The following is a 21,355-nucleotide window of genomic DNA, read 5'->3' on the forward strand; positions in this document are numbered from 1 at the left end:
GGGCGCGCCGCGGGGGGCGGATTGGGGCTCGGGCCCGGGGGGGGCCCGGGCCGCCGCGCCGCGGCGGCGGGGCAGCCGCCTATCGACGGCGTCGAAGGCGGAAGGCCAGAACTCAGCGCTCGCGCAACGCTTCGGCGCGGGCGCGGAGGATCGGCTTGAGCAGGTAGCTGAGGATGCTCTTCTTGCCGGTCATGATGTCCACAGAGGCGACCATGCCGGGGATGATCAGCAGCGGCGCCTCGTCGGAACCCAGGTGGCTCCTGTCCGTGCGCAACTGGATCAGGTAGAAGCTGTTGCCGTCCTCATCCGTTACCGTGTCCGCGCCGATCTGTTCCAGCTTGGCCTGCAGGCCGCCGTAGATCGTGTAGTCGTAGGCGGTGAACTTGACCACCGCCTTCTGCCCCGGATGCAGGAAGGCGATGTCCTGCGGACGGATGCGCGCCTCGACCAGCAGGTTGTCATCCAGCGGCACGATTTCCACCAGATCGCTGCCCGGCTGGATCACCCCGCCGATGGTGTTGACCAGCATCTGCTTGACGATGCCACGCACGGGCGAGGTCACCAGCGTGCGACTGACGCGGTCCTCCAGCGCCTTGCCGGTCGCCTGCGCCTTGCTCAGGTCGGTGCGCGCCTCGTTGAGGTTGCCAAGGGCTTCGCTGCGAAAACGCCCGCGGGTCTCGTCGATCTTGCGTTGGACTTCCTTGATCGCCGCTTGGGCGCGCGGAATGGCCAGGTCGGTGGCCTCCATCTGCCCGCGGTTCTCGATCTCGGCGCGGCGCAGGCGCAGCACCTCGACCTGGGAAATCGCACCTTCCGCCACCAGCGGCTCGGACATGCGGATTTCCTGGCTGAGCAGTTCCAGGCTGCGTGCGTACTGGCTGCGCTTGGAGCCGAACTCGCGCAGTTCCTGCTGACGCTGGACCAGTTGCTCCTCGAGGCCGCCGATTTCATCCTTGAGTTGCTGCTGGCGGCTCTTGAACAGCGCCAGCTCGCTCTGCGCAAGACCTGGAGCGGCCTTGACCAGATCGGGCGAGAGTTCCAGCTCGGTGCCGTCGACTTCCGCCTGCAGGCGTTCGACACGGGCCTGCATCGCCAGGCGATCGGCCTCGGTTTCGCCGACGTTGGAGGTGAAGCGGGTGTCGTCCAGGCGCAGCAATGGCGCGCCGGCTTCGACGATCTGCCCTTCGCGGACGAACAGCTCGGCGACGATGCCACCCTCGAGGTTCTGGATCTTCTGCAGCTTGGAGGACGGAATGGCCTTGCCGTCGCCGCGGGTGACCTCGTCGACCACTGCGAAATGCGCCCAGAACAGGGCGAAGACGAAAAACCCGACCAGCACCCAGATGGTCAGCCGGACGACCCGCGGGGCATCCTCCACCAGCGCCTTGTCGACCTCCGGCACCGGTTGCCCGGCCAGCGAATCACCGCCGTTGAAGTAACCACGCAGGGCGCTGAACAGCCCCTGTCTACGCGAATCAGGCGACATTGATCTGCCCCTTCTTCAAGGCTTCCATCACTGCTTCCTTGGGTCCGTCGGCGATGATCTGGCCCTTGTCGACGATGATCAGCCGGTCCACCAGGCTGAGCATCGAGGAGCGGTGCGTGACCAGCAGCAGGGTCTTGTTCTGGATCACCGCGGCGAGACGCTGCTTGAGCCGCTCCTCGCCGGGGTTGTCCATGGCGCTGGTCGGTTCGTCGAGCAGCAGGATCGGCGGGTCGAGCAGCAGTGCGCGGGCCAGGGCCACGTTCTGCCGTTGACCACCGGACAACTGATGGCCGCGCTCGCCCACCTGCAGCTCGTAGCCTTCCGGATGCAGGCGGGCGAACTCATGCACACCGGCCAGCTCGGCCGCGCGCAGGACACGCTCGTCCTCCACGTAGCGCGCACCGGACACCAGGTTGTCGCGCAGGCTGCCGCTGAGCAGCTGGATGTCCTGCGGGACATAGCCGATGTTGTGGCGCAGGTCGCTGACATCGAGCTGACGAACGTCCACGCCGTCCACCAGCAGGCTGCCGGCGTCCGGCTCGTAGAGGCCGATCAGCAGCTTGGCCAGCGAACTCTTGCCGGAGCCGCTGCGACCGATGATGCCGATCTTCTCGCCGGGACGAACGATCAGGTTGACCCCGCTGAGCGCGGCGTTCTGCTGGTTCGGGTAGTGGAATTCCAGGCCACGGCACTCGATGGCGCCCTGCAGCGACTGGCGGACCAGCGGGCGCTGGTTCTCCTTGCGTTCCTGCGGCAGCTCCATCATCTGGTCGATGTTGACCATTGTCAGACGCGCCTGCTGGTAGCGCGTGAGCAGCCCGGAGAGCTGCCCCAGCGGCGCCATGGCGCGACCGTTGAGCATATAGCAGGCGATCAGCCCGCCCATGCTCAGCTTGCCGTCGATGATCAGGTAGACACCCAGCACGATCATCGCCACACCGGCCAGTTGCAGGATCAGCTGGGTGATGTTCAGCGCCAGGCTGGAGAGCATCTTCGCCCGCAGCTCGAGCCGGCCGAGGGTGCCGATGGTCTGCTCCCACTGATACTGGCGCTCGCTCTCGGCGTTGTTCGCCTTGATCGCATCGAGCCCGGAAAGGGTCTCGATCAGGCTCGACTGACGCTCGGCGGACAGCGCCATGGTTCGGTTGAGGGTTTCCGCCAGCGAACGCTGCAGGACCCAGCCGATCGCCAGCGCCAGCGGGAACGCCAGCAGCGGAATCCACACCAGGTGCCCGCCGAGAATGGCGATCACCGCCAATACCAGCAGGGTGAACGGCATGTCGATCACGCTGGTCATGGTCAGCGAGGCGAGGAAGTCGCGCAGCGTCTGAAACTCGTGGATGTTCTGCGCGAAACTGCCGACCCGCGCTGGGCGCATGCGCATGGCCATGCCGGCAATGCGCTCGAACAGCGTCGCCGAGATGATCATGTCGGTCTTCTTGCCGGCCAGATCCAGGCACAGGCCGCGCATGGTCTTGAGCAGCAGGTCGAACAGGTAGGCCCCGGAAATGCCGATCGCCAGCACCCAGAGCGTCGACGCGGCCTGGTTCGGCACCACGCGGTCGTAGACGTTCATCACGAACAGCGGCGCGAACAGACCGATCAGGTTGATCAGGAAACTGGCGGCGATGGCATCGACATACAGCCAGCGGGAGCGCCGGAGGGTGTCGCGGAACCAGGCGCGCGCACGCGGCACGAGGTTGCCGTGGTTGAGGTCGTACTTGTGCCGCGGCTGTGCGAAGAACACCTCGCCGCTGTAGTCGGCGGCGAGCTGTTCGGCATCCACGACCGCCTCGCCTCCCTCGCTCTCGCTGAGCATCAGCCGATAGCGGCCCTGCTCGTCGCGACCCAGCAGGATCGCCGAACGGCCTTCCTTGAGCAGCAGCAACGCCGGCAGCGCGAGCTGCGGGATCTGCCCCAGGCTGCGACGCAGCAATCGGCCCTGCAGCCCCACCCGTGCGGCGGCGCGCGGCAGCAGGTCGGCGCTCAGGCGCTGATCCGGCAACGGCAGGCCCGCCGTCAGGATCGCACGGCTGGCGGGCCGCTGATGGAGCGTGCACAGAGACAACAGACTATCGAGCAGAGGGTCGTCGTAGCGGCTACGCGGATCGCCTCCGGGCTGCGCTTGACTGGCTTGGGACACCACGCGGGAACACTCTCGTGACGGAGGAAAGGAAAGTCCGACAACCACCGAAGGTCGCGGCCGGGCCGCATGCTCCAGCATTTCGCCGGCCCGCACCAGAGCGGAACGACGAAATCCGGCCTAGCCGGACAGTCCCCGCCGGACGGCGGGGACTGCGGTGCATCAGTTCAGGCCTGGCAGCTGGACCTTGGTCTTGACGTCGGACATCGCGGTCGAGGCCATCGGCGCGACCACGCCCTGGCTCTTCAGCAGGTCACCCATGGTCGCCTTGATGCGGTACTGGGTCATCAGCTCGATGAAGTTGACGTCGGAGAGGCGGCGTTGCGCGGTGAACAGTTCGTTCTCGCTGTCCAGCAGGTCGAGCAGGGTGCGCTCGCCAAGACCGAACTGCTTCTGGTAGGCCTCACGCACACGCTTGCTGAAACCGACGTTGTCCTCGGCGATCGGCTTCTGCGTGCGGGCGTTTTCGAGGGCGTTCCAGGCCAGGCCGAGTTCTTCGTTGAGCTGGCGCAGGGCATTGTTGCGAATGTCCAGCGCTTCGTTGATCTGGTAGCTGCGGGCTTCCAGTGTGGCCTTGTTGCTGCCACCCGAATACAGGTTGTAGCGCATGCGCAGCATCGCCTGCCATTCGTTGGAGTGACCTTCGATGCCGTCGATGTTGTTGTCGAAGCTCTGCGAAACCTCGGCGTCGACGCGTGGCAGGAAGGCCGACTTGGCGGCGGCGTACTGGCTTTCGGTGGCGGCCACGTCGGACTCGGCCGAACGCAGGCTCGGGTTGGTCGCGACCATCTGCTGCTTGGCTTCGGCGAGGGTCGCCGGGAGCAGGCCGTTGAGGCTGTTGGGCATGCTCAGATCGGTCGGCTCGCTGCCGATGACGCTGTAGTAGTTGACCCGCGCATCGGCCAGGTTGGTCTGCTCGGTGATCAGGTTGTTACGCGCCAGGGCCAGACGTGCGTCGGCCTGGTCACGGTCGGCGGTGCTGCCGACGCCACGCTGGCTGCGCAGGCTGATCTGGTCATAGATGCGCTGGTGGTTCTTGAAATTGTCCTCCGCCAGACGAACCAGTTCCTCGCGACGCAGCACTTCCAGGTACACCTGGATGGCGTCCAGCGCAGTGCGCTCGGAGGTGGCGAGCAAGCCGTAGGCGCGGGAATTGACGATGGCGGTCTGCCGGCCGACCTCTTCACGGGTGGCGGACCCGTCGTAGATCATCTGTTGCAGACGAATGGAGGATTCACCGCGGGTCAAGGTGCGGTAATGATCGTTGTCGTTGCTGTTGAAACGGGTGGTGGTGTTATCGGTGCCTTCGCGGCCGATGCCGGCGAGGATGTCGACCGACGGCAGGTATGCACCACGAGCCGCTTTCAATTGATAATCAGCCGCCAGACGGCCGTTGATGCCTGCCTGTACTTCCGGGTGATTCTCGATGGCTTGCTGGACGGCTTCCGTCAGTGTCTGAGCCTGGGCGTGAACAGTGATCGCCAGGGAAAGTGGGAGCAGAGCTAAATAGGGAAGACGCATTTATGATTTCCTTGTTTGACGGTGACGGCGCGCATCGCGGAGCCAAAAAACCATTCCTTCGTACACCTTTTCTACCCAACTTTCGGAGGGCCTACAGGGCTTGAAACGGTCGATCAAGAAGTGCAATTAATATCAAAGTGACATGATGTAGCAGATTCTTTAGGATAGGCCTCGATTGGTCAAGACATTGGCGATTTTTCCCGGCAGGCGGATGCCATGCCAGATACTTGACACAGCGTATTTTGTCCATCTTTTTATTGTTCTGCGGGCACTCTTCGATGCCGGAAGCATCGAAGCGTTCGGTTTAAAATAATCGGGAGTTACCTTAGTCATGAGCAGCGTGATCGCGATCGTCAAAAGTGTTGTCGGCCAGGTCTTTGCGGTATCTCCCGAGGGCCTCAGCCGCCTGCTCGTGGAGGGTGACCGCATATTCCAGGACGACCAGGTGCTGACCGGCACGTCCGGGATGATCACGCTGGAAATGAGCGATGGACGGATGCTCGATCTGGGCCGTGATACCCAGTGGAGCGAGCAGACGGGCTCCGAGTACACCGAGGATGTCGCCGCCACCGAACAGTCGGTCGCAGACCTTCAGCAAGCCATCGCTGCCGGCGCTGACCCGACGCAAGCCTTCGAGCCCACCGCAGCAGGCCCGACCGCTGCGGGTACCGGCACAGGAAATGCCGGTGGCGGGCACAGTTTCGTGGTCCTCGACGCCACGGCGGGTAGCGTTCAGCCCACCATCGGCTATCCCACCTCCACCGATGGCTTCGCGATCGCTGCCGACGACACCTTCATCGGTGAGACTCAGCTGCCGCAGGACCTGATTCCTCCGACCGTCTCCATCGCCCTCGACCCGATCACCTCGGACGACGTGATCAACCGCGCCGAAGCCAACAGCGGCACCATTACTCTCACCGGCACCGTGGGTGGCGACGTGCGGGTCGGCGACGCCATCACGCTGAACATCGGCGGCGTGGTCTACAACGGCAACGTGATTCAGTTGGCCAACGGCAATCTGGGCTTCAGCATCGACGTCAGCAGCAGCAACCTGGCGGCGAACAACAACGTTATCGCAACCGTCACCAGCAGCGACGAGGCCGGTAACGTCGCCAGCGCGACTACCGATCGACCGTATACCGTCGATACCGAGGCCAATCTCACCGTCACCCTCGACGACCTCAACGGCGCCACCGTGGCCAATGCCGCGCTGAGCGGTACTTCCGACGTCGGCGGCGGGCGCACCGTGACGCTGGTGATCAGCGACAGCGACCCGAGCACGCCGGACATCACCGTCACCGCAGTCACCAACCCCGACGGCAGCTACAGCACCACGGCCGACCTCAGCAGCCTCAGCGACGGTCCGCTGACCGTGAATGCCAGTGTCACCGACGCCGCCGGCAACCCGGCCCAGGCGGTCGACGACGCCAACCTGGACACCATCGCCAACCTCACCGTCAGCCTCGACGACCTGAATGCCTCGAACGTCGGCGATGCCCCCATCACCGGCACCTCCGATGTGGGCGGCGGTCGCACTGTCACCCTGGTGATCAGCGACAACGACCCGAACACGCCGGACATCACCGTCACCGCGACCACCAACCCGGACGGCAGCTACAGCACCAACGTCGACCTGAGCAGCCTGAGCGACGGTCCGCTGACCGTGAATGCCAGCGTCACCGACGCCGCCGGCAACCCGGCGCAGGCCAACGACGATGCCGCGCTGGACGCCACGCCGACCGATGCACCGACCATCGTCATCACCAGTGACGTCAACAACGACGCGTTCCTGAGCAACGGCGAGCTGGGCAACAGCACCACCGTCGCGGTCACCGTGGGTCTGCCGGCAACCGCGGTAGCCGGCGACACGCTGACCGTTACCGACGGCGTCAACAGCCAGGACATCATCCTCACCGCCGACCAGATCGCGGCGGGCTCGGTGGAAACCACCGTGCCCCGTCCGCCGGAAGGTGCCGAGCTGGTCGTCACCGCGACGGTCACCGACGCGGCGGGCAACGTCTCCGCGCCGGCCACCGACAGCGCCGTGCTCGACACCACCGCGCCGTCGGCGCCCACGGTCGTCATCGTCGATGACAACAACCCGGACGACGGGCAGCTCACGGTCGGCGAGATCGGCAACGACGGCGTTCAGGTCAGCGTGCAGGTCAGCAACGCCGAGCTGGTGGCCGGTGGCTCCGTGACGCTCGAGATCACCAATGGCAACACGTCGGGCACCGTCAATCTCAGCCTCGACAACGGCACCGCCCAGTTCACCGACGCCCAGGGCAACCCGCTCAGTGGCTTCAATTACGACAACGGCACCATCACCTTCACCGAAAACGCACCGCCGCTCGGCGGCTCGCTGACCGTCGTAGCGACCCAGACCGACCTCGCCGGCAACCAGTCGGCACCGGGCAGCGACAGTGCGATCGTCATCAACACCCCACCGGACGCCGTCGACGATATTTCCGGTACGCCCTACACGGTCACGCTGGGGGACCGCAATCTCAGCTCGGCCGGCACCGGCTACGACTACGGCAACAACCGTTGGAACGAAGTCGACAGCAAAGGCAACCCGACCTCGGTCGTTGCGCTGAATGCCGACGGCAGCACCGGCACGCTCTACCAGGGCGGCTGGGATGGCAACGCCAACGCCATCGGCGTCGATGGCACCACCCGTCCGGGCAGCCAGGTGGCCCCGCAAACCGAATTCGACCCCACCACCGGCAAGTCCGAAGCGATCGTGCTGAACTTCAGCGGCAACCTGGACAAGGCGCAGTTCACCGTCGCCCACCTGATCGGTGATGAAAACGGCGGCGAAGTCGGCCGCTGGGTCGCGATGTACAACGGTGCGGAAGTCGCCAGCGGGACCTTCCAGCTGGACCCGACGAACACCACCGGCTACGCGACGTTCGGCATCGACACCGGCGGCAAGGCCTTCGACAGCATCCGCTTCGAGTCTCTGGACACCGCCGCTGGCGGCGGCGACGGCTCCGACTACTTCCTTGCCGGCTTCTCCGGCAGCGGCAGCGCGGCGCTCAACAGCCCGTACACCCTCAGCGAAAACGGGACGCTCGCTATTGCCAATGGCAGCACCAGCCTGCTCGCCAACGACAGCGACGCCGATGGGGATGCCATCGCCGTGACCGCGGTGAACGGCCAGCCGTTGAGCGGCACCGTCACCCTCGCCAGCGGCGCGCTGCTCACGGTGAATGCCGACGGCAGCTTCAGCTACGACCCGAACGGCAAGTTCGACGCCCTGACCGCCGGGCAAGTCGGCAAGGACACCTTCACCTACACGATCTCCGACGGCCACGGCGGCACGGATACCGCCACCGCAACCATCACCATCATCGGCACCAACGATGCCCCGCTCATCGCGGGCGACGATGCGAGCGCCGTCGTCGAAGACGCCGCCAATCCCGTCCTGACCGACGCAGGCACCCTCACCATTGCCGACGCCGATGCAGGCCAGTCGGTGTTCCAGACCACCGGCATCACCGCCAGCAACGGCGCGCTGGGCAGCCTGAGCATCACAGCCGCCGGCGCCTGGACCTACAGCGTCGCCAACGCCGACGTGCAGTACCTCAAGGCCGGCGAAGTGAAGACCGAAACCTTCACCGTGCGCAGCGCCGACGGCACGCCGCACGATATCGTCGTCACCATCACCGGCACCAACGATGGCGCGACCATCGCTGGCGACGACCGTGGCGCGGTGACCGAAGACGCCAGCAATCCGACCCTGACCGACAGCGGCACCCTGGCCATCACCGACCCGGACACCGGGCTAGACGGCAGCGGCGAGGCCAGCTTCCAGACCACCGGCATCACCGCCAGCAATGGCGCGCTTGGCAGCCTGAGCATCACCAGCGCCGGCGTCTGGACCTACAACGTCGCCAACGCCGATGTGCAGTACCTCAAGGCCGGCGAAGTGAAGACCGAAACCTTCACCGTGCTCAGCGCCGACGGCACCCCGCACGACATCGTCGTCACCGTCACCGGCACCAACGACCTGCCCGTCGTCAGCAGCAATACGCTGACCGTGGCGGAAGGAAGCGTGGGTACTCCGCTGGGCCTCCAGGCGCCCACCGACGTCGACGGCGATGCGCTGAGCATCACCGTCACCGGACTGCCCACCCTGGGCAGCGTCACCCTGGCCGACGGCACCGCGGTCACCAACGGCCAGACGCTGACCAGCGCCGAACTGCAGGGCCTGAAGTACAACGGGCCGGCCGACTACACCAGCGGTCAAGCGGTCGGCAACTTCACCTACAGCGTCAACGATGGCACGGCCACCGTCACCGGCACCGTCACCCTCGGTGCGACCCCCGTCAACGACAACCCGGATGCCGTGGACGACCCGAGCGGCGCGGCCTACAGCGTCGCCCTCGGTCAACTGGCCGGCGGCACCAGCGCCTCCCATTGGGATGCTCTGGACAGCAAGGGGCTGGGCATCACGCCGGTCGCGCTAAACGCCGACGGCACTCCCGGCACCCTCTACGCGGGGAATGTGGACGGTGATCGCAACGCGCTCGGCGTGGCCGGCACGCCGCGTGATTCCACCGCCGTCGCCAACCAGATCGAATACGACCGGGCTACCGACAAGAGCGAATCCGTCGAACTGAACTTCAACGGCAACCTCAACCAGGCCGAGTTCACCGTCAGCCACCTGATCGCCAACGAGAACGGCGGCGAGATTGGTCAATGGGTCGCCCTGTACAACGGCTCGGTAGTCGCCAGCGGCACCTTCAGCGCCGCGACTGGCGGCACTACGACCGTGCAGATCGATACCGGTGATCTGGTCTTCGACAGCATCCGCTTCGAATCCGTGGATACCGTCAACCGGAGCGGGGACGGCTCCGACTACTACCTCACCGGCTTCAAGGGAACCGGCCCTGCCAGCGCCAACACCGCCTACACGATCAACGAGAACGCCACGCTGTCGATTGCCGATGGCAGCCGCGACCTGCTGGCCAATGACACCGACGCCGACGGCGACACGCTGACCGTCACCCAGATCAACGGCAGCAACCTCACCAGCGGTGCGATCACGCTCGCCAGCGGCGCGCTGCTTGTCGCGAGCGCCAACGGCAGCTTCAGCTACGACCCGAACGGCAAGTTCGACGGGCTGAAAGCCGGTCAGGTAGCCACCGACACCTTCACCTACACCGTCAGCGACGGGCATGGCGGTACCGATACCGCCACGGCGACCATCACCATCATCGGCACCAACGATGCGCCCGTGGCTACCGGCACCTATGCCAGCACCATCAACGACACGCCGGCTACCGACGACTTCGCCAACATCACCGGCACCCTGGTGGCCACCGACGCCGATGACAGCGTGCTCACCTGGAGCGGCAGCGCTTCGGGCACCTACGGGCAACTGATCGTCGAAGCCAACGGCAACTACACCTACGTGGTGAACGACGCGGCGGTCAACGGGCTCAACGCCGGTCAATCGGTCACCGAAAACTTCACCGCAACGGTCACCGACCCGAATGGTGCGATCGATACCCGAACCATCGCGATCACCCTCAACGGGGCGAACGACATCCCGGTAATCACCTCCGCCGCCGCCGCGGCTACCGGTTCGGTAACCGAAGCGGGCGTCAACGGAAACGGCCAGCCCAGCGTTTCCGGCACCCTCGCCTCAAGCGACGCCGACGCAGGAGCCAGCGCGTCCTGGTCGCTGGCATCGACCGCCGGCACCTACGGCAACATCGCCATGACCAGCGCCGGCGTATGGACCTACACCTTGGACAACAACGCCGGGGCCACGCAGGCGTTGAAAGAGGGCGAGTCCAAGCTGGAGACCTTCCAGGCGACGGTTTCCGACGGCCACGGTGGCACCGCCACGCAGACCATCACGGTCAACGTGCTGGGCGCCAACGATGCACCGGTTGCCGTGGATGACCATTACAACCTGGGCCTGACCGGCCAGTACTTCGGCTATGCCCAGGGCGGCTCCAACGCCAACCTGACCAGCATCGCCCAGGTGGAAGGGTTCATCGCCGGCAAGACGCCGAACGCCACCTTCACTGCCACGTCGATCAACTACGGCTCGGTGGGTGGGGACCTCGGCCGCGCCGACCACCTGCAGCAGTTCCTCGGCAACGACAAGGGCAGCCTGTCGCAGGACCCGGGCGATACCTCTGACGCGATCATCAAGCTGAGCGGCCAGGTAACCCTGGCGGCGGGCAGCTACGACTTCAAGGTCACCTCGGACGATGGCTTCATCCTGCGCATCGACGGGCAGGACGTGGTCAAGTTCGACGGCATCCGCAGCCAGGGCGTGACCACCTCCACCGTTCCCTACACCATCGCCACCGGCGGCGCGCACCAGGTCGAGATCATCTACTGGGATCAGGGCGGCGACGCCATTCTCAAGGTGGAAAGCAAACCCGCCGGCGCTGCCGACAGCGCTTACAGCGTACTCGGCGCGAGCGGCGGCACCAGCTCGCTGGTGACCGCCGAAGACACGCCCCTGGCCATCAGCGCCGCTTCGCTGCTGGCCAACGACAAGGACGTCGACGGTACGCTGCTGACCCTCAAGAGCGTGCAATCCGCCGAGCACGGCAGCGTGTCGCTGGTCAACGGGGTCGTCACCTTCACCCCGACCGCCAACTACAACGGCGAAGCGACCTTCACCTACACCGTGCAGGACGCCAACGGCGCCACCGCCGATGCGAAGGTCACGCTCTACGTCACCGCCGCGACCGATGCCTTCAACGACACCGGCTCGGTCAAGGAAGACACGCCGATCACTCTCGACGTGCTGGCCAACGATACCTTCGGCACGGCGGCGAAGACCATCACCGCCATCGACGGGAAGGCCTTCGGCAGCGACGGCACCGTGAGCGTCGAGCACGGGGTCGTGAAGCTCGGCGCCGACGGCAAGCTGACCTTCACCCCGGCCGCCGACTACCACGGTGCCGCGACCTTCACCTACACCGTCTCCTCCGGCGGCGTGAGCGAAACGGCTACAGTCAACCTCGACGTGGTGTCGACCAACGATGCCGTCAACCCGACGCTGAACGTCACGCCGAAAGGCTTCTGGACCTTCAATGAAGCGCCTGGCAGCAGCGTCACGACCAACCAGTCCACCGGTGCCAAAGGCACCCTGGCGGACAGCGACAGCGCGGGCGGGACCGGCCTGCCGACCTTCGTCACCACGCCACGCGCCGAGGGGGCCGGCAACTACATCTCGCTGAACGACACCGGCGACCGCATCAACCTCGACGCCAGCGCGACCCATGCGCTGATGGGGGCCGCGGCCACCCTCACCTTCTGGATCAAGGCGGCTGCCCAGCCAGACAGCGGCAACGATGGCGCAGGAAGATCCTGGGACCTGCCGAGCGTCATCGGCAGCGAACACAACGGTGGCGGCAACGACATCCAGTGGGGCGCGATCAACAACGCCGGCCAGATCGGGCTGGCGGTCGGCAATGCCGCTGGCGTCTACAGCACCACCTCGGTGACCGACAACCAGTGGCACAACGTGGCGATCACTCACAGCGGATCGACCGTCGACATCTACATCGACGGCGTTCTCAACGCGAGCGGATCGACCAGCGACTCGGCGTTCAACGGCCTGTACAACCAGTTGCTGTCGATCGGCGCGACCAACCGCTTCGACCTCAACGGCAGTAACGTGACCGATTTGACGGACACCAAGTACCTGACAGCCGCCCTCGACGACCTGCGGATCTACAGCGGCGTGCTGAGCGCCGGCCAGATCGCGGCGATCCACAACGTCGAGAACGGTTACGAGCACACCGCCATCGCCAACGCCTGGGGTTCGGCCGCCGACAAGCTCAGCCTGGGCCTGGCGGAAAGCGCCGGAGTGACCTCCACCACCGTCAGCGGTCTGGCCAAGGACATCGTCATCAGCGACGGCACCCACAGCCACACATCGACAGGGGTCAACGACAACGTCGACCTGACCGGCTGGACCCTGGGCTCGCTGACCCTGAGCAACACGGGTACGGAATCCGGCACCCTGGTGTTCACCGCCACCAGCACCCTGCCCAACGGCGACTCCGCCAGCACCAGCGAGTACCTGACGCTGGCCAGCGGCAACTCGGTGCTCAGCACCGGAACCTCGGGCAACGACACGCTGAAAGGCTCCGACACCCTCGCCGCGGCCGACCTGCTGCGCGGTGGAGACGGCAACGACACGCTGTATGGCTACGGTGGCGACGATCGCCTCGAAGGCGGCAACGGTAACGACACGCTGTATGGCGGTGACGGCAACGACATCCTCATCGGCGGGAAAGGCAACGATGTACTGTGGGGGGGTGCCGGTGCGGACACCTTCGTCTGGAAATCCGGCGATGCCGGCAGCATCGGGTCGCCGGCTGCCGACATCATCAAGGACTTCAGCCTGAGCCAGAAGGACAGCATCGACCTGCGCGACCTGCTGCAGGGCGAGACCACGGACTCCATCGACCACTTCCTGCAGATGAGCACGCAGAACGGCATCAGCACGCTGCTGGTCAGCACCACCGGCCAGTTCGATACCGCTGCCAGCGCCACCGCCAACACCGGCAAGGCCGACCTGACCATCCAGCTCGACGGGGTTGACCTGAGCAGCAGCAACCTGGGCGCCAACTCGTCGCAGATCATCAGCTCGCTGATTCAAAGCGAACACCTGAAGGTCGACCACTAAGCGGCGAGGTCTCCGGCAGCACCCCAGCGGGTGCTGTCGGGATCGTCCGTTCGATAACGAGGATCAGCGATGCTTTACGTGCAACGCGACATGCAGGGACAGCTGGTTCGCGTGGAGGCGGCCGATTTTCCTGGCAGAACCGAGACGCTTCCGGCGGACGATCAGGAAGTGCTGGCCTGGTATTCCAACCAGTCGGTGGAGACCAGCCTGCTGCAACTCAAGCAGAGCGACCTGGACATGATCCGGGTGCTCGACGACCTGTTGCAGTTGCTGATGATCAAGGGCGTCATTCGCCTCACCGATCTGCCGGCCGCGGCGCAGGCCAAGCTGCTCAACCGCAACCAGGCGCGTGAAGCCCTGGGCGGGTTGAACAGCCTGATCAACGAAGAAGAAGACGGGATGATCTGAACGGCACCGCCGGACGGAACGGCATGACATCCAGCGCAATGAAAAAGGACGCGACCTCGGTCGCGTCCTTTTTCATTTCAGCCTGGCAGGCGGCGATCAGTTGCTCACCCACGGCCCCGGCTCGCCGAACAGGCGGCCCTTCACGCCCTGGATGCCCATCTCGCGCAGCACCTGCAGCTCCCCCTCGGTTTCCACGCGCTCGGCGATCAAGGGCAGGTCGATGCTGTTGGCGGCGCGCTGGACGGCCTCGATGAACAGGCGCTTGTCGCTTTCCCGGTCGATATGGCGGATGTAGCTGCCATCCACTTTCAGCCAGGCGAGGCCGAGGCGCGCCAGGTTGCCAATCATGCTGAAGCGTCCGCCGAAGTGTTGCAGGCTGAGGTTGAAGCCCAGGTCATGCAGGCGCTTGTTCAGGCGCTCCAGGCCCGCCTGGTCGGGCAGACGGTTCTCTTCCAGCTCCAGGGTCAGGCGTGAACCGAAGGCGCTGTGGTGGGCCAGTTTGTCCAGCACCGCATTGAGCGCCGTCGAGTCCTCCAGCGTCGCGCCGGAGAGATTCAGGGCCAGCGATTTGTCATGGGTGGCCATTTGCGCCAGCACCAAGTCCAGCATCACCAGGTCGAGCCGGCCAGACCAGCCGAAGCGTTCGATCCAGGGCAGGAAGCGACCCGCGGGAATCAGCGCACCCTCACCGTCCTGCAACCGCGACAGCACCTTGTAATGGAGCACGCGGTCAGTCTCGTGACTGTCCACCACCGGCTGGAAGAACAGCTGGAAGCGCTTGTGCAGCAATGCCTGGTCGAGCAGCGCATGCCAGGTATGGGTCTCGTCGCCCGGCTGCGATTCGCCGGCGAGCTCCACGCAGGCCCAGCAACGCTCGCTCAGACCTTCGGCCTGGGTAAGCGCCTCGTCCACCTGGTTCAACAGCGTGGCCGGCGAGATTCCCGGGCTGAAGGGAGCCAGCCCGATACTGGCGACCGGCAACACATCGGTGACGCCCGTGGCATGCAGGCTGGCCAGCGCGCTCTCCAGGCTGCTCGCCAGTTGCTCGGCCTCCTCGCGCACCAGGCCGGGGATCAGCAAGGCGAACTCACCACCGCGGGTGCGGGCAATCAGCACGTCGCTGCGCGTCGGCGCGATCGGATGGCGCAGCAGCTCGCCGATGGCCGTCAGCAACTGGTCGGTCCGCTGGCCGCCCAGACGGGCGTTCAGCCCGGCCAGGTCGTTTACGCGCAGCAACAGCAGGTAGCCGTGGCTGGCCTGCTCCTCGGTGCCTAAGCGGCTCTGCAGCTGCATGTCGAAGTAACGCCGGTTGGCGAGACCGGTAAGGCTGTCCTGGTAAGCCTCCTCGCGCAGCTTCTCGCTGCGCAGTGCCTGCTCCTGGAACAGCGTCTTGAGCTTCTCGACCATCTGGTTCATCGCCTGCACGACCCGGCGCAGTTCCGGCGTGCGCGGCAGGTTCGGCAGGCTGAGGAATTCGCGACGGGCGATGGCGTGGGACTGTTCGACCATGTAGTCGAGCGGGCGCAGCTGACGGCGCAGGAGAAACGCGCCGAGCAGGCAACTGACGACGCCGCAGACCGCCAGCCAGGCCAGGCTGCCGAGGGCGTTGCGCCACAGCCGGGCGACGGCGAACATCGGATGGCTGACCACCTCGACCCGCGCCGCCTGCTCCCAGCCGCGGCTGACGATTGCATCGCCGCCGGCCGGTTCGAGGCCGATCAGCTTGACGAACCAGGCGGGCACCGAGGGCACGTCCGGCGTACCGCTGCGTTCGACGATCACGTTGCCGCTGGCCAGGTCGACCACGCGGATGCTCTCGTAGTAGCCGCTGTCGAAGATGGAGCTGACCATCAGCTCGACCATTGCCGGATCATCGATGTTCGGCGTCAGCGACAGGCCAAGAGCCGTCGCGGCGTCCTGCGCGTGGGAACGCAGCTGGTTGACGTACTGCTCGCGCGAGCTTTCCAAGCCAACCAGGAAACTTCCGCTGAACGCCACTACCAGGAACAGGCAGATGGCAAGCAAGAGCTGTTTGAACAGGGACATCGTTTCTCCTATTGGGGCAAGTCCGTGGGGAAACCCTCGGCTTCCATCTTCTTCAGCAGGTCCTGCCAGCGCGACAGCCGTTTGGCGTCGCCGACACGTTTGTTGCCCGCGGCGCCCTGCAACCAGAGACCGTCGGCGTTGAAGGCATAGACCGGTAGCAGATCCTTGCGTTGACTCGCCGGCCGAATGCTGTCGATCAGGTTGTCCAGCACAAGGGGCACCGCTTCGGGGGTTTCGTAATAAGTCAGCACCATGTGTGCCTGATTCAGCTTCAACGCCTTGACGTAGGTGATGCGCAGCTTCTCGCTGGGAATCCCCAGGTGACGCAGGCTCATGTACTTGGCGATGGCGAAATCCTCGCAATCGCCGCCTCCGACCCGCAGCGCCTCGACCGGCGTTGCCCAGTAGTCCTCGGTGTTCCACAGCGAGCGGTCGTCGGTGAACTCCAGCGACCGGTTGAAGAAGTCGTTCACTTCGCGCATCTGTTCATCCACCGGCTTGCCGGCCTCCGCTTCGAGCAGACGCTGCCAGGCGTTGATCCGTCCACGCCCGGCACCCAGCGGACCGTACAGCGACTCGGCGCGTTCGGTGATCAGGGAGAAATTCCAGTCCGCCTGCAGCGAACCGATCAACACGCCCAGCAGCAGACACAGCAGCGCCGTCAGCGAACAGCGCCGACGCCATGCGCAGAACCTGACGGAGCCTTTGAACACAGCCTGGATTCCCGAAAAAGTGACGCTGGCTCGCCCAGCGACCGATGGCCGCTGGGCGAACGCCTTCATGGGGGAGGAATGGTGCGGGCTGGCGGGTGAAAAGACAATGGCACTCTAGAATCACAGCGAGCACTGCTCACCGTGGCAGGCAGGCGCCGCCGCTGCGCCCGCGACCTGGCGCAGCCGCCGTCAGCGGCGCGGCATGCCATGAATCGCCCCACCCTGCGGGCGCCCGTGCGGACGCGGCCCGCCGTAGCCAGGCGGACCGTAGTGACGCGGCGGCTGGTAATAGCGCGGCGGCGGTGGCGGCCGGCGGTAATGGTGGCGCGGCAGTGCCTGACGATAACGGTAATTATCGTTGCGGAAATCCTCGCGGTAGTAATAGCGGCCATCGTTCCAGCGACGCTCGATGGGAGTAGCCCGGTAGTACTCGTAGGAGTCGTAACGCTGCACGTTGTAGCCGCCGTAGCCACCGCCACTGTAGATACGCACGCCATCGGCGTCGGCATAGGGCGAGGCGCAGCCGACCAGCGAAAGACCAATCACGGCGAACAGCAATGCTTTGAGTGACATGGGCGGCCTCCTGCGACCGCTGGAGAACCTGCTCACGAACCACGGGGGCGGCATTCGCGGGCGATTCTGGGAAAGCGTCGACGGGCGTCGACACCCGGGATTCACTCCCTGCCAGATTGGACAACAAATCTGCGATTTTGCTGTGTGACGGCGCAAAATCTTGATTTCCAGTTATGTCGTGCACCGTTAGAGAGCACGACTGGCGACCTGCCCGTTCCGTGGAAACCCGGCGAAACGCCCAGCCCGTGCCGATCGCCCCCAGGTTGGCACGTCATTCGCTTTGACCTTGGAGTGCAGGAGCTGCCCAGGACACCGGGTACGGCACCACAATTTGCAAATAGCCGACTAGGGTTCCGGCTCGCCACCTTCGGGTGCGACGAGTGTCTGGTCCGAGAGTTGGCGACCTCCAGTCGAGGTTACACGGCGGGATAAAAGCCCGGGAGAACGCGCGCCCTCAACGCTGAGGGGATAGATCGCGCAGCTCCTGCCCGCCCCGAAACGAACTGGAGGTTACATGCACGATCCCCGCTCAATCGCCTTCCTCGTTGCCCGGCACCCGGGCGCCACGGCTCACATCGCGCTGCGTTCCGCCACCCACGGCGGCAGGCGCTGATGCACGCGCCCGCCCGACGACGCCCCGCTTCCCGCACGAGGACACGCCCATGCGCCTGATCAACCGCTACCCGGATCGGCCCAGCCGGCTGCTCCTGGTGCTCATGCCGTTCGCCCTGGTGTTGCTGGTGTACTTCATCGGCTCGGCGGACAGGCTCGCGGAAAACCCCAACGACAAGCTGCTGCCCAGCGCCGCGCAGATGGTCGATGCCGTCCACCGGCTGGCTTTCGAAGCGGACAAGCGCTCCGGCGACTACCTGTTCTGGGGCGATACCCTGTCCAGCCTGCAACGCCTCGGCATGGGCCTGGGCATCGCCGCGCTGGTCGGCCTGTGCCTGGGCATCGCCGCCGGTAGCCTGCCGCTGTTCGGCGCACCGCTGTCGCCACTGATCGGCGTGCTGTCGATGGTGCCGCCGCTGGCGATCCTGCCGATCCTGTTCATCGTCTTCGGCCTAGGCGAACTGTCCAAGGTGATGCTGATCGTGATCGGCGTCGCCCCGGTGCTGGCCCGGGACCTCGAACAGCGCGCCCGCGAGATCCCCAGCGAACTGCTGGTCAAGGCACAGACCCTGGGCGCCACCACCTGGACGCTGATCCTCCGGATAATCCTGCCGCAGTTGCTGCCGCGCCTGCTGATCGCCCTGCGCCTGGCGCTCGGCTCGGCCTGGCTGTTCCTCATCGCGGCCGAGGCGATCGCCTCCACCGATGGCCTCGGCTACCGGATCTTCCTGGTGCGCCGCTACCTGGCGATGGACGTGATCCTGCCCTATGTCGCCTGGATCACCCTGCTCGCCTGGCTGATGGACCTCGGCCTCAAGCACCTCACCCGACTGGCCTTTCCCTGGTACGAAGGGGGCCGGGCATGATCGAAGTACGCAATCTGTGGAAGCAGTACGGCGACCAGACCGTGCTCGAGCGCATCAACCTGACCATCAAGGAAGGCGAGTTCTGCTCCCTGGTCGGCGCCTCCGGCTGCGGAAAGTCGACCTTCCTGCGCATGCTGCTCGGCCAGGAACGGCCCTCGCGTGGCGAAATCCTACTCGACGGCAAACCCCTGGCGGATGAGCCGGACAGCAGCCGCGGCGTGGTTTTCCAGCGCTACTCGGTGTTCCCGCACCTGTCGGTGCTGGACAACGTCGCCCTCGGCCTTGAACTGCCGCGCGCGCCCCTGCTCGGCCGCCTGCTCGGCAGTGCCAAGGCCGAAGCCCGCGAACAGGCGCGCCAGCTGTTGCAGCGCGTCGGCCTCGGGCATGCGCTGGAGAAGTACCCGGCGCAGCTCTCCGGCGGCATGCAGCAGCGTCTGGCGATCGCCCAGGCGCTGATCATGAAACCGCGCGTGCTGCTCCTCGACGAACCTTTCGGCGCGCTCGATCCGGGCATCCGCAAGGACATGCACGCGCTGTTGCGCGAGCTCTGGCAGGAAACCCGGCTGACCGTGTTCATGGTCACCCACGACCTCAACGAAGGCTTCAGCCTGGCCAGCCGCGTGCTGGTCTTCGACAAGCTGCGCGTCGATCCGCACGAACCGGGCGCCTATGGCGCGCGCATCACCTACAACATCCCGCTCAGCCGCCGCCGCGAACCGGTGTCGCTGGCTGCAGTGGTCACGTCGCCCGGCGCTTCAGCCGCGGCCCTGATCCCGAGGTAATCGCCATGACTTCGAGCTTGCCCCTGCGTCCCGCCCTCTACCAGGAAACCGTTCCGGGCGGCGGCCACACCTCCTTCGTGCTCAAGCGCGGCCAGCTGCTGCGCATCACCGATCTCGAAGGCGGCGCCAACGTCAGCCTGATGCTGCTCAACGCGGCCGAGAAGAGCGAACGGCTGAACCTGCCGGACACCCTCAAGTGCCAGCACACCGCCAAACTGACCACCGGCCACTGCCTGTACTCGGACATGGGCCGCGTGCTGGCGGCGATCACCGCCGATACCTGCGGCTGGCACGACAGCTTCGGCGGCCTGCTCAACGCCGCCGAGGTGAAAGAGAAGTACGGCGAAGGCCGTTACCAGGAACTGCGCAACGGCTTCTTCCGCAACGGCGTGGACAACCTGCTGGTGGAAATGGGCAAGTGGAACCTCGGCCTGGCCGACCTGCTGATGGTGCTCAACCTGTTCAGCAAGGTCAGCGTCGATGCCGAGGGCTACTTCCATTTCGAGGCGGAGAACTCCAAGGCCGGCGACTACATCGAGCTGTACGCGCCGATGGACTGCCTGGCGGTGCTCACCGCCCTGCAACATCCGATGGACCCGAACCCCGAGTACGCGCCCAAACCAGTCCAGCTGAGCTGGAGCCAGGTCGCCAGCGATGGCATCAGCGTGCTCTGTCGCACGTCGCGCCCGGAAAACGGCCGCGGCTTCCACAACACCGAACGTCTGTACCTCTGAGGGCTGCCGCCATGTCCCTGACCACCAGCGAAAAACATTCCGACGCCGCCACCCGCACCTACATCCCGGCGGGCGAACCGAGCCTGACCGAGCTGAAAGCCGGGCAGACCCTGCGCATCCACGACCTGGAAGGGAACCAGGCGGTCGACACGCTGTTCTTCAGCGCGCGCAACCCGCGCGAGCGCTACGACGCCCAGCGCACGCTGCGCAAGCAGAACCGCGTCTACCTCACTACCGGCACGGTGCTCTGGTCCAACCTCGGCAACCCGATGCTGACCATCGTCGCCGACACCTGCGGCCGCCACGACACCCTCGGCGGCGCCTGCGCGCAGGAAAGCAACACCGTGCGCTACGCCCTCAACAAGCGCTACATGCACAGCTGCCGCGACAACTTCCTGCGCGCCAGCCTGCACGACGGCCGCCTGAGCAAGCCGGACATCGCGCCGAACATCAACTTCTTCATGAACGTCCCGGTGACCCCGGAAGGCGGGCTGACCTTCGAGGACGGCATCTCCGCACCGGGCAAATACGTCGAACTGCGCGCCGAGATGGACGTGATCGTGCTGATCTCCAACTGCCCGCAGCTGAACAACCCGTGCAACGGCTGGAACCCCACGGCGGCCGAGCTGCTGGTCTGGGAGTGACGCAACGTCTGGAAAGGACAACCGGAGGATGGGTTGAGCCCGCGATACCCATCGCTTTCCAACGGCGGTCCTGCTGGGTACTGCTTCGCCCGACCCAGCCTCCGAATACGCAACGCCCTGACCGTCCGAAAGGGATGAGGAAATACAGAGATACCA

At 65.6% G+C, this 21,355-nt stretch carries 13 protein-coding genes and 1 riboswitch; of the genes, 6 read left to right on the forward strand and 7 right to left on the reverse strand.

Features of this window, described 5'->3' with window-relative positions; genetic code table 11:
* Nucleotides 1–112: 112 nt before the first annotated feature.
* The 3 genes from QMX85_RS11180 to QMX85_RS11190 all read right to left on the reverse strand — a co-directional run bounded on the left by QMX85_RS11180 (nucleotide 113) and on the right by QMX85_RS11190 (nucleotide 5,150).
* Complete coding sequence (locus tag QMX85_RS11180; RefSeq protein WP_282340855.1) at nucleotides 113–1,486, reverse strand: HlyD family type I secretion periplasmic adaptor subunit; 1,374 nt, start codon at nucleotides 1,484–1,486, stop codon at nucleotides 113–115.
* A complete protein-coding gene (locus tag QMX85_RS11185) occupies nucleotides 1,476–3,632 on the reverse strand; it encodes a type I secretion system permease/ATPase (protein ID WP_282340856.1) in 2,157 nt (718 codons plus the stop codon). The genes QMX85_RS11180 and QMX85_RS11185 overlap by 11 nt, the downstream gene beginning before the upstream one ends.
* A gap of 159 nt (nucleotides 3,633–3,791) precedes the next feature.
* Nucleotides 3,792–5,150: a TolC family outer membrane protein gene (locus tag QMX85_RS11190; RefSeq protein ID WP_282340857.1), complete on the reverse strand. Its 1,359-nt coding sequence runs from the start codon at nucleotides 5,148–5,150 to the stop codon at nucleotides 3,792–3,794.
* 331 nt (nucleotides 5,151–5,481) lie between these two features.
* Between QMX85_RS11190 and QMX85_RS11195 the strand changes: the two genes are divergently transcribed.
* The gene (locus QMX85_RS11195) at nucleotides 5,482–13,821 is read left to right on the forward strand and encodes a retention module-containing protein (protein WP_282340859.1); all 8,340 of its coding nucleotides are present in this window, start codon (nucleotides 5,482–5,484) and stop codon (nucleotides 13,819–13,821) included.
* Nucleotides 13,822–13,890: 69 nt separating this feature from the next.
* Nucleotides 13,891–14,229, forward strand: coding sequence for a tryptophan synthase subunit beta (locus QMX85_RS11200; protein ID WP_282340861.1), 339 nt, complete (start codon nucleotides 13,891–13,893; stop codon nucleotides 14,227–14,229).
* On the opposite strand, the gene QMX85_RS11205 is transcribed toward QMX85_RS11200, so the two are convergent.
* From QMX85_RS11205 to QMX85_RS11220, 4 genes are all read right to left on the reverse strand, one after another.
* The gene (locus QMX85_RS11205) at nucleotides 14,201–14,341 is read right to left on the reverse strand and encodes a hypothetical protein (protein WP_282340863.1); all 141 of its coding nucleotides are present in this window, start codon (nucleotides 14,339–14,341) and stop codon (nucleotides 14,201–14,203) included. The genes QMX85_RS11200 and QMX85_RS11205 overlap by 29 nt on opposite strands.
* Nucleotides 14,326–16,275 carry a cyclic di-GMP receptor LapD gene (gene lapD / locus QMX85_RS11210; protein WP_282340865.1) on the reverse strand — a complete coding sequence of 650 codons (1,950 nt, stop codon included), beginning with the start codon at nucleotides 16,273–16,275 and terminating at the stop codon, nucleotides 14,326–14,328. Before lapD ends, QMX85_RS11205 begins: the two co-directional genes overlap by 16 nt.
* Nucleotides 16,276–16,283: 8 nt before the next feature.
* Entirely contained in the window at nucleotides 16,284–16,988 is a 705-nt protein-coding gene (gene lapG / locus QMX85_RS11215; RefSeq protein WP_282340867.1) for a cysteine protease LapG, read from the reverse strand.
* A gap of 189 nt (nucleotides 16,989–17,177) precedes the next feature.
* Nucleotides 17,178–17,561, reverse strand: a complete 384-nt coding sequence (locus QMX85_RS11220; protein WP_282340869.1) for a hypothetical protein — start codon at nucleotides 17,559–17,561, stop codon at nucleotides 17,178–17,180.
* 334 nt (nucleotides 17,562–17,895) lie between these two features.
* A riboswitch (guanidine-I (ykkC/yxkD leader) is annotated at nucleotides 17,896–18,006 on the forward strand.
* Between the two features lie 217 nt (nucleotides 18,007–18,223).
* On the opposite strand from QMX85_RS11220, the gene QMX85_RS11225 reads away from it, so the two are divergent.
* The 4 genes from QMX85_RS11225 to QMX85_RS11240 are packed head-to-tail and all read left to right on the forward strand — an operon-like array spanning nucleotide 18,224 to nucleotide 21,199.
* Nucleotides 18,224–19,039 carry an ABC transporter permease subunit gene (locus QMX85_RS11225; RefSeq protein ID WP_282340871.1) on the forward strand — a complete coding sequence of 272 codons (816 nt, stop codon included), beginning with the start codon at nucleotides 18,224–18,226 and terminating at the stop codon, nucleotides 19,037–19,039.
* Nucleotides 19,036–19,821: an ABC transporter ATP-binding protein gene (locus tag QMX85_RS11230; RefSeq protein ID WP_090229908.1), complete on the forward strand. Its 786-nt coding sequence runs from the start codon at nucleotides 19,036–19,038 to the stop codon at nucleotides 19,819–19,821. Before QMX85_RS11225 ends, QMX85_RS11230 begins: the two co-directional genes overlap by 4 nt.
* A 5-nt stretch (nucleotides 19,822–19,826) precedes the next feature.
* Nucleotides 19,827–20,555: an urea amidolyase associated protein UAAP1 gene (locus QMX85_RS11235; protein WP_282340873.1), complete on the forward strand. Its 729-nt coding sequence runs from the start codon at nucleotides 19,827–19,829 to the stop codon at nucleotides 20,553–20,555.
* 11 nt (nucleotides 20,556–20,566) lie between these two features.
* Nucleotides 20,567–21,199 (forward strand): urea amidolyase associated protein UAAP2, encoded by a 633-nt coding sequence (locus QMX85_RS11240; RefSeq protein WP_282340875.1) that lies wholly within the window; start codon nucleotides 20,567–20,569, stop codon nucleotides 21,197–21,199.
* Nucleotides 21,200–21,355 lie beyond the last annotated feature (156 nt).

The sequence above is a fragment of the Pseudomonas sp. PS02288 genome, assembly GCF_029959715.1.
Lineage (GTDB): Bacteria > Pseudomonadota > Gammaproteobacteria > Pseudomonadales > Pseudomonadaceae > Pseudomonas_O > Pseudomonas_O kuykendallii.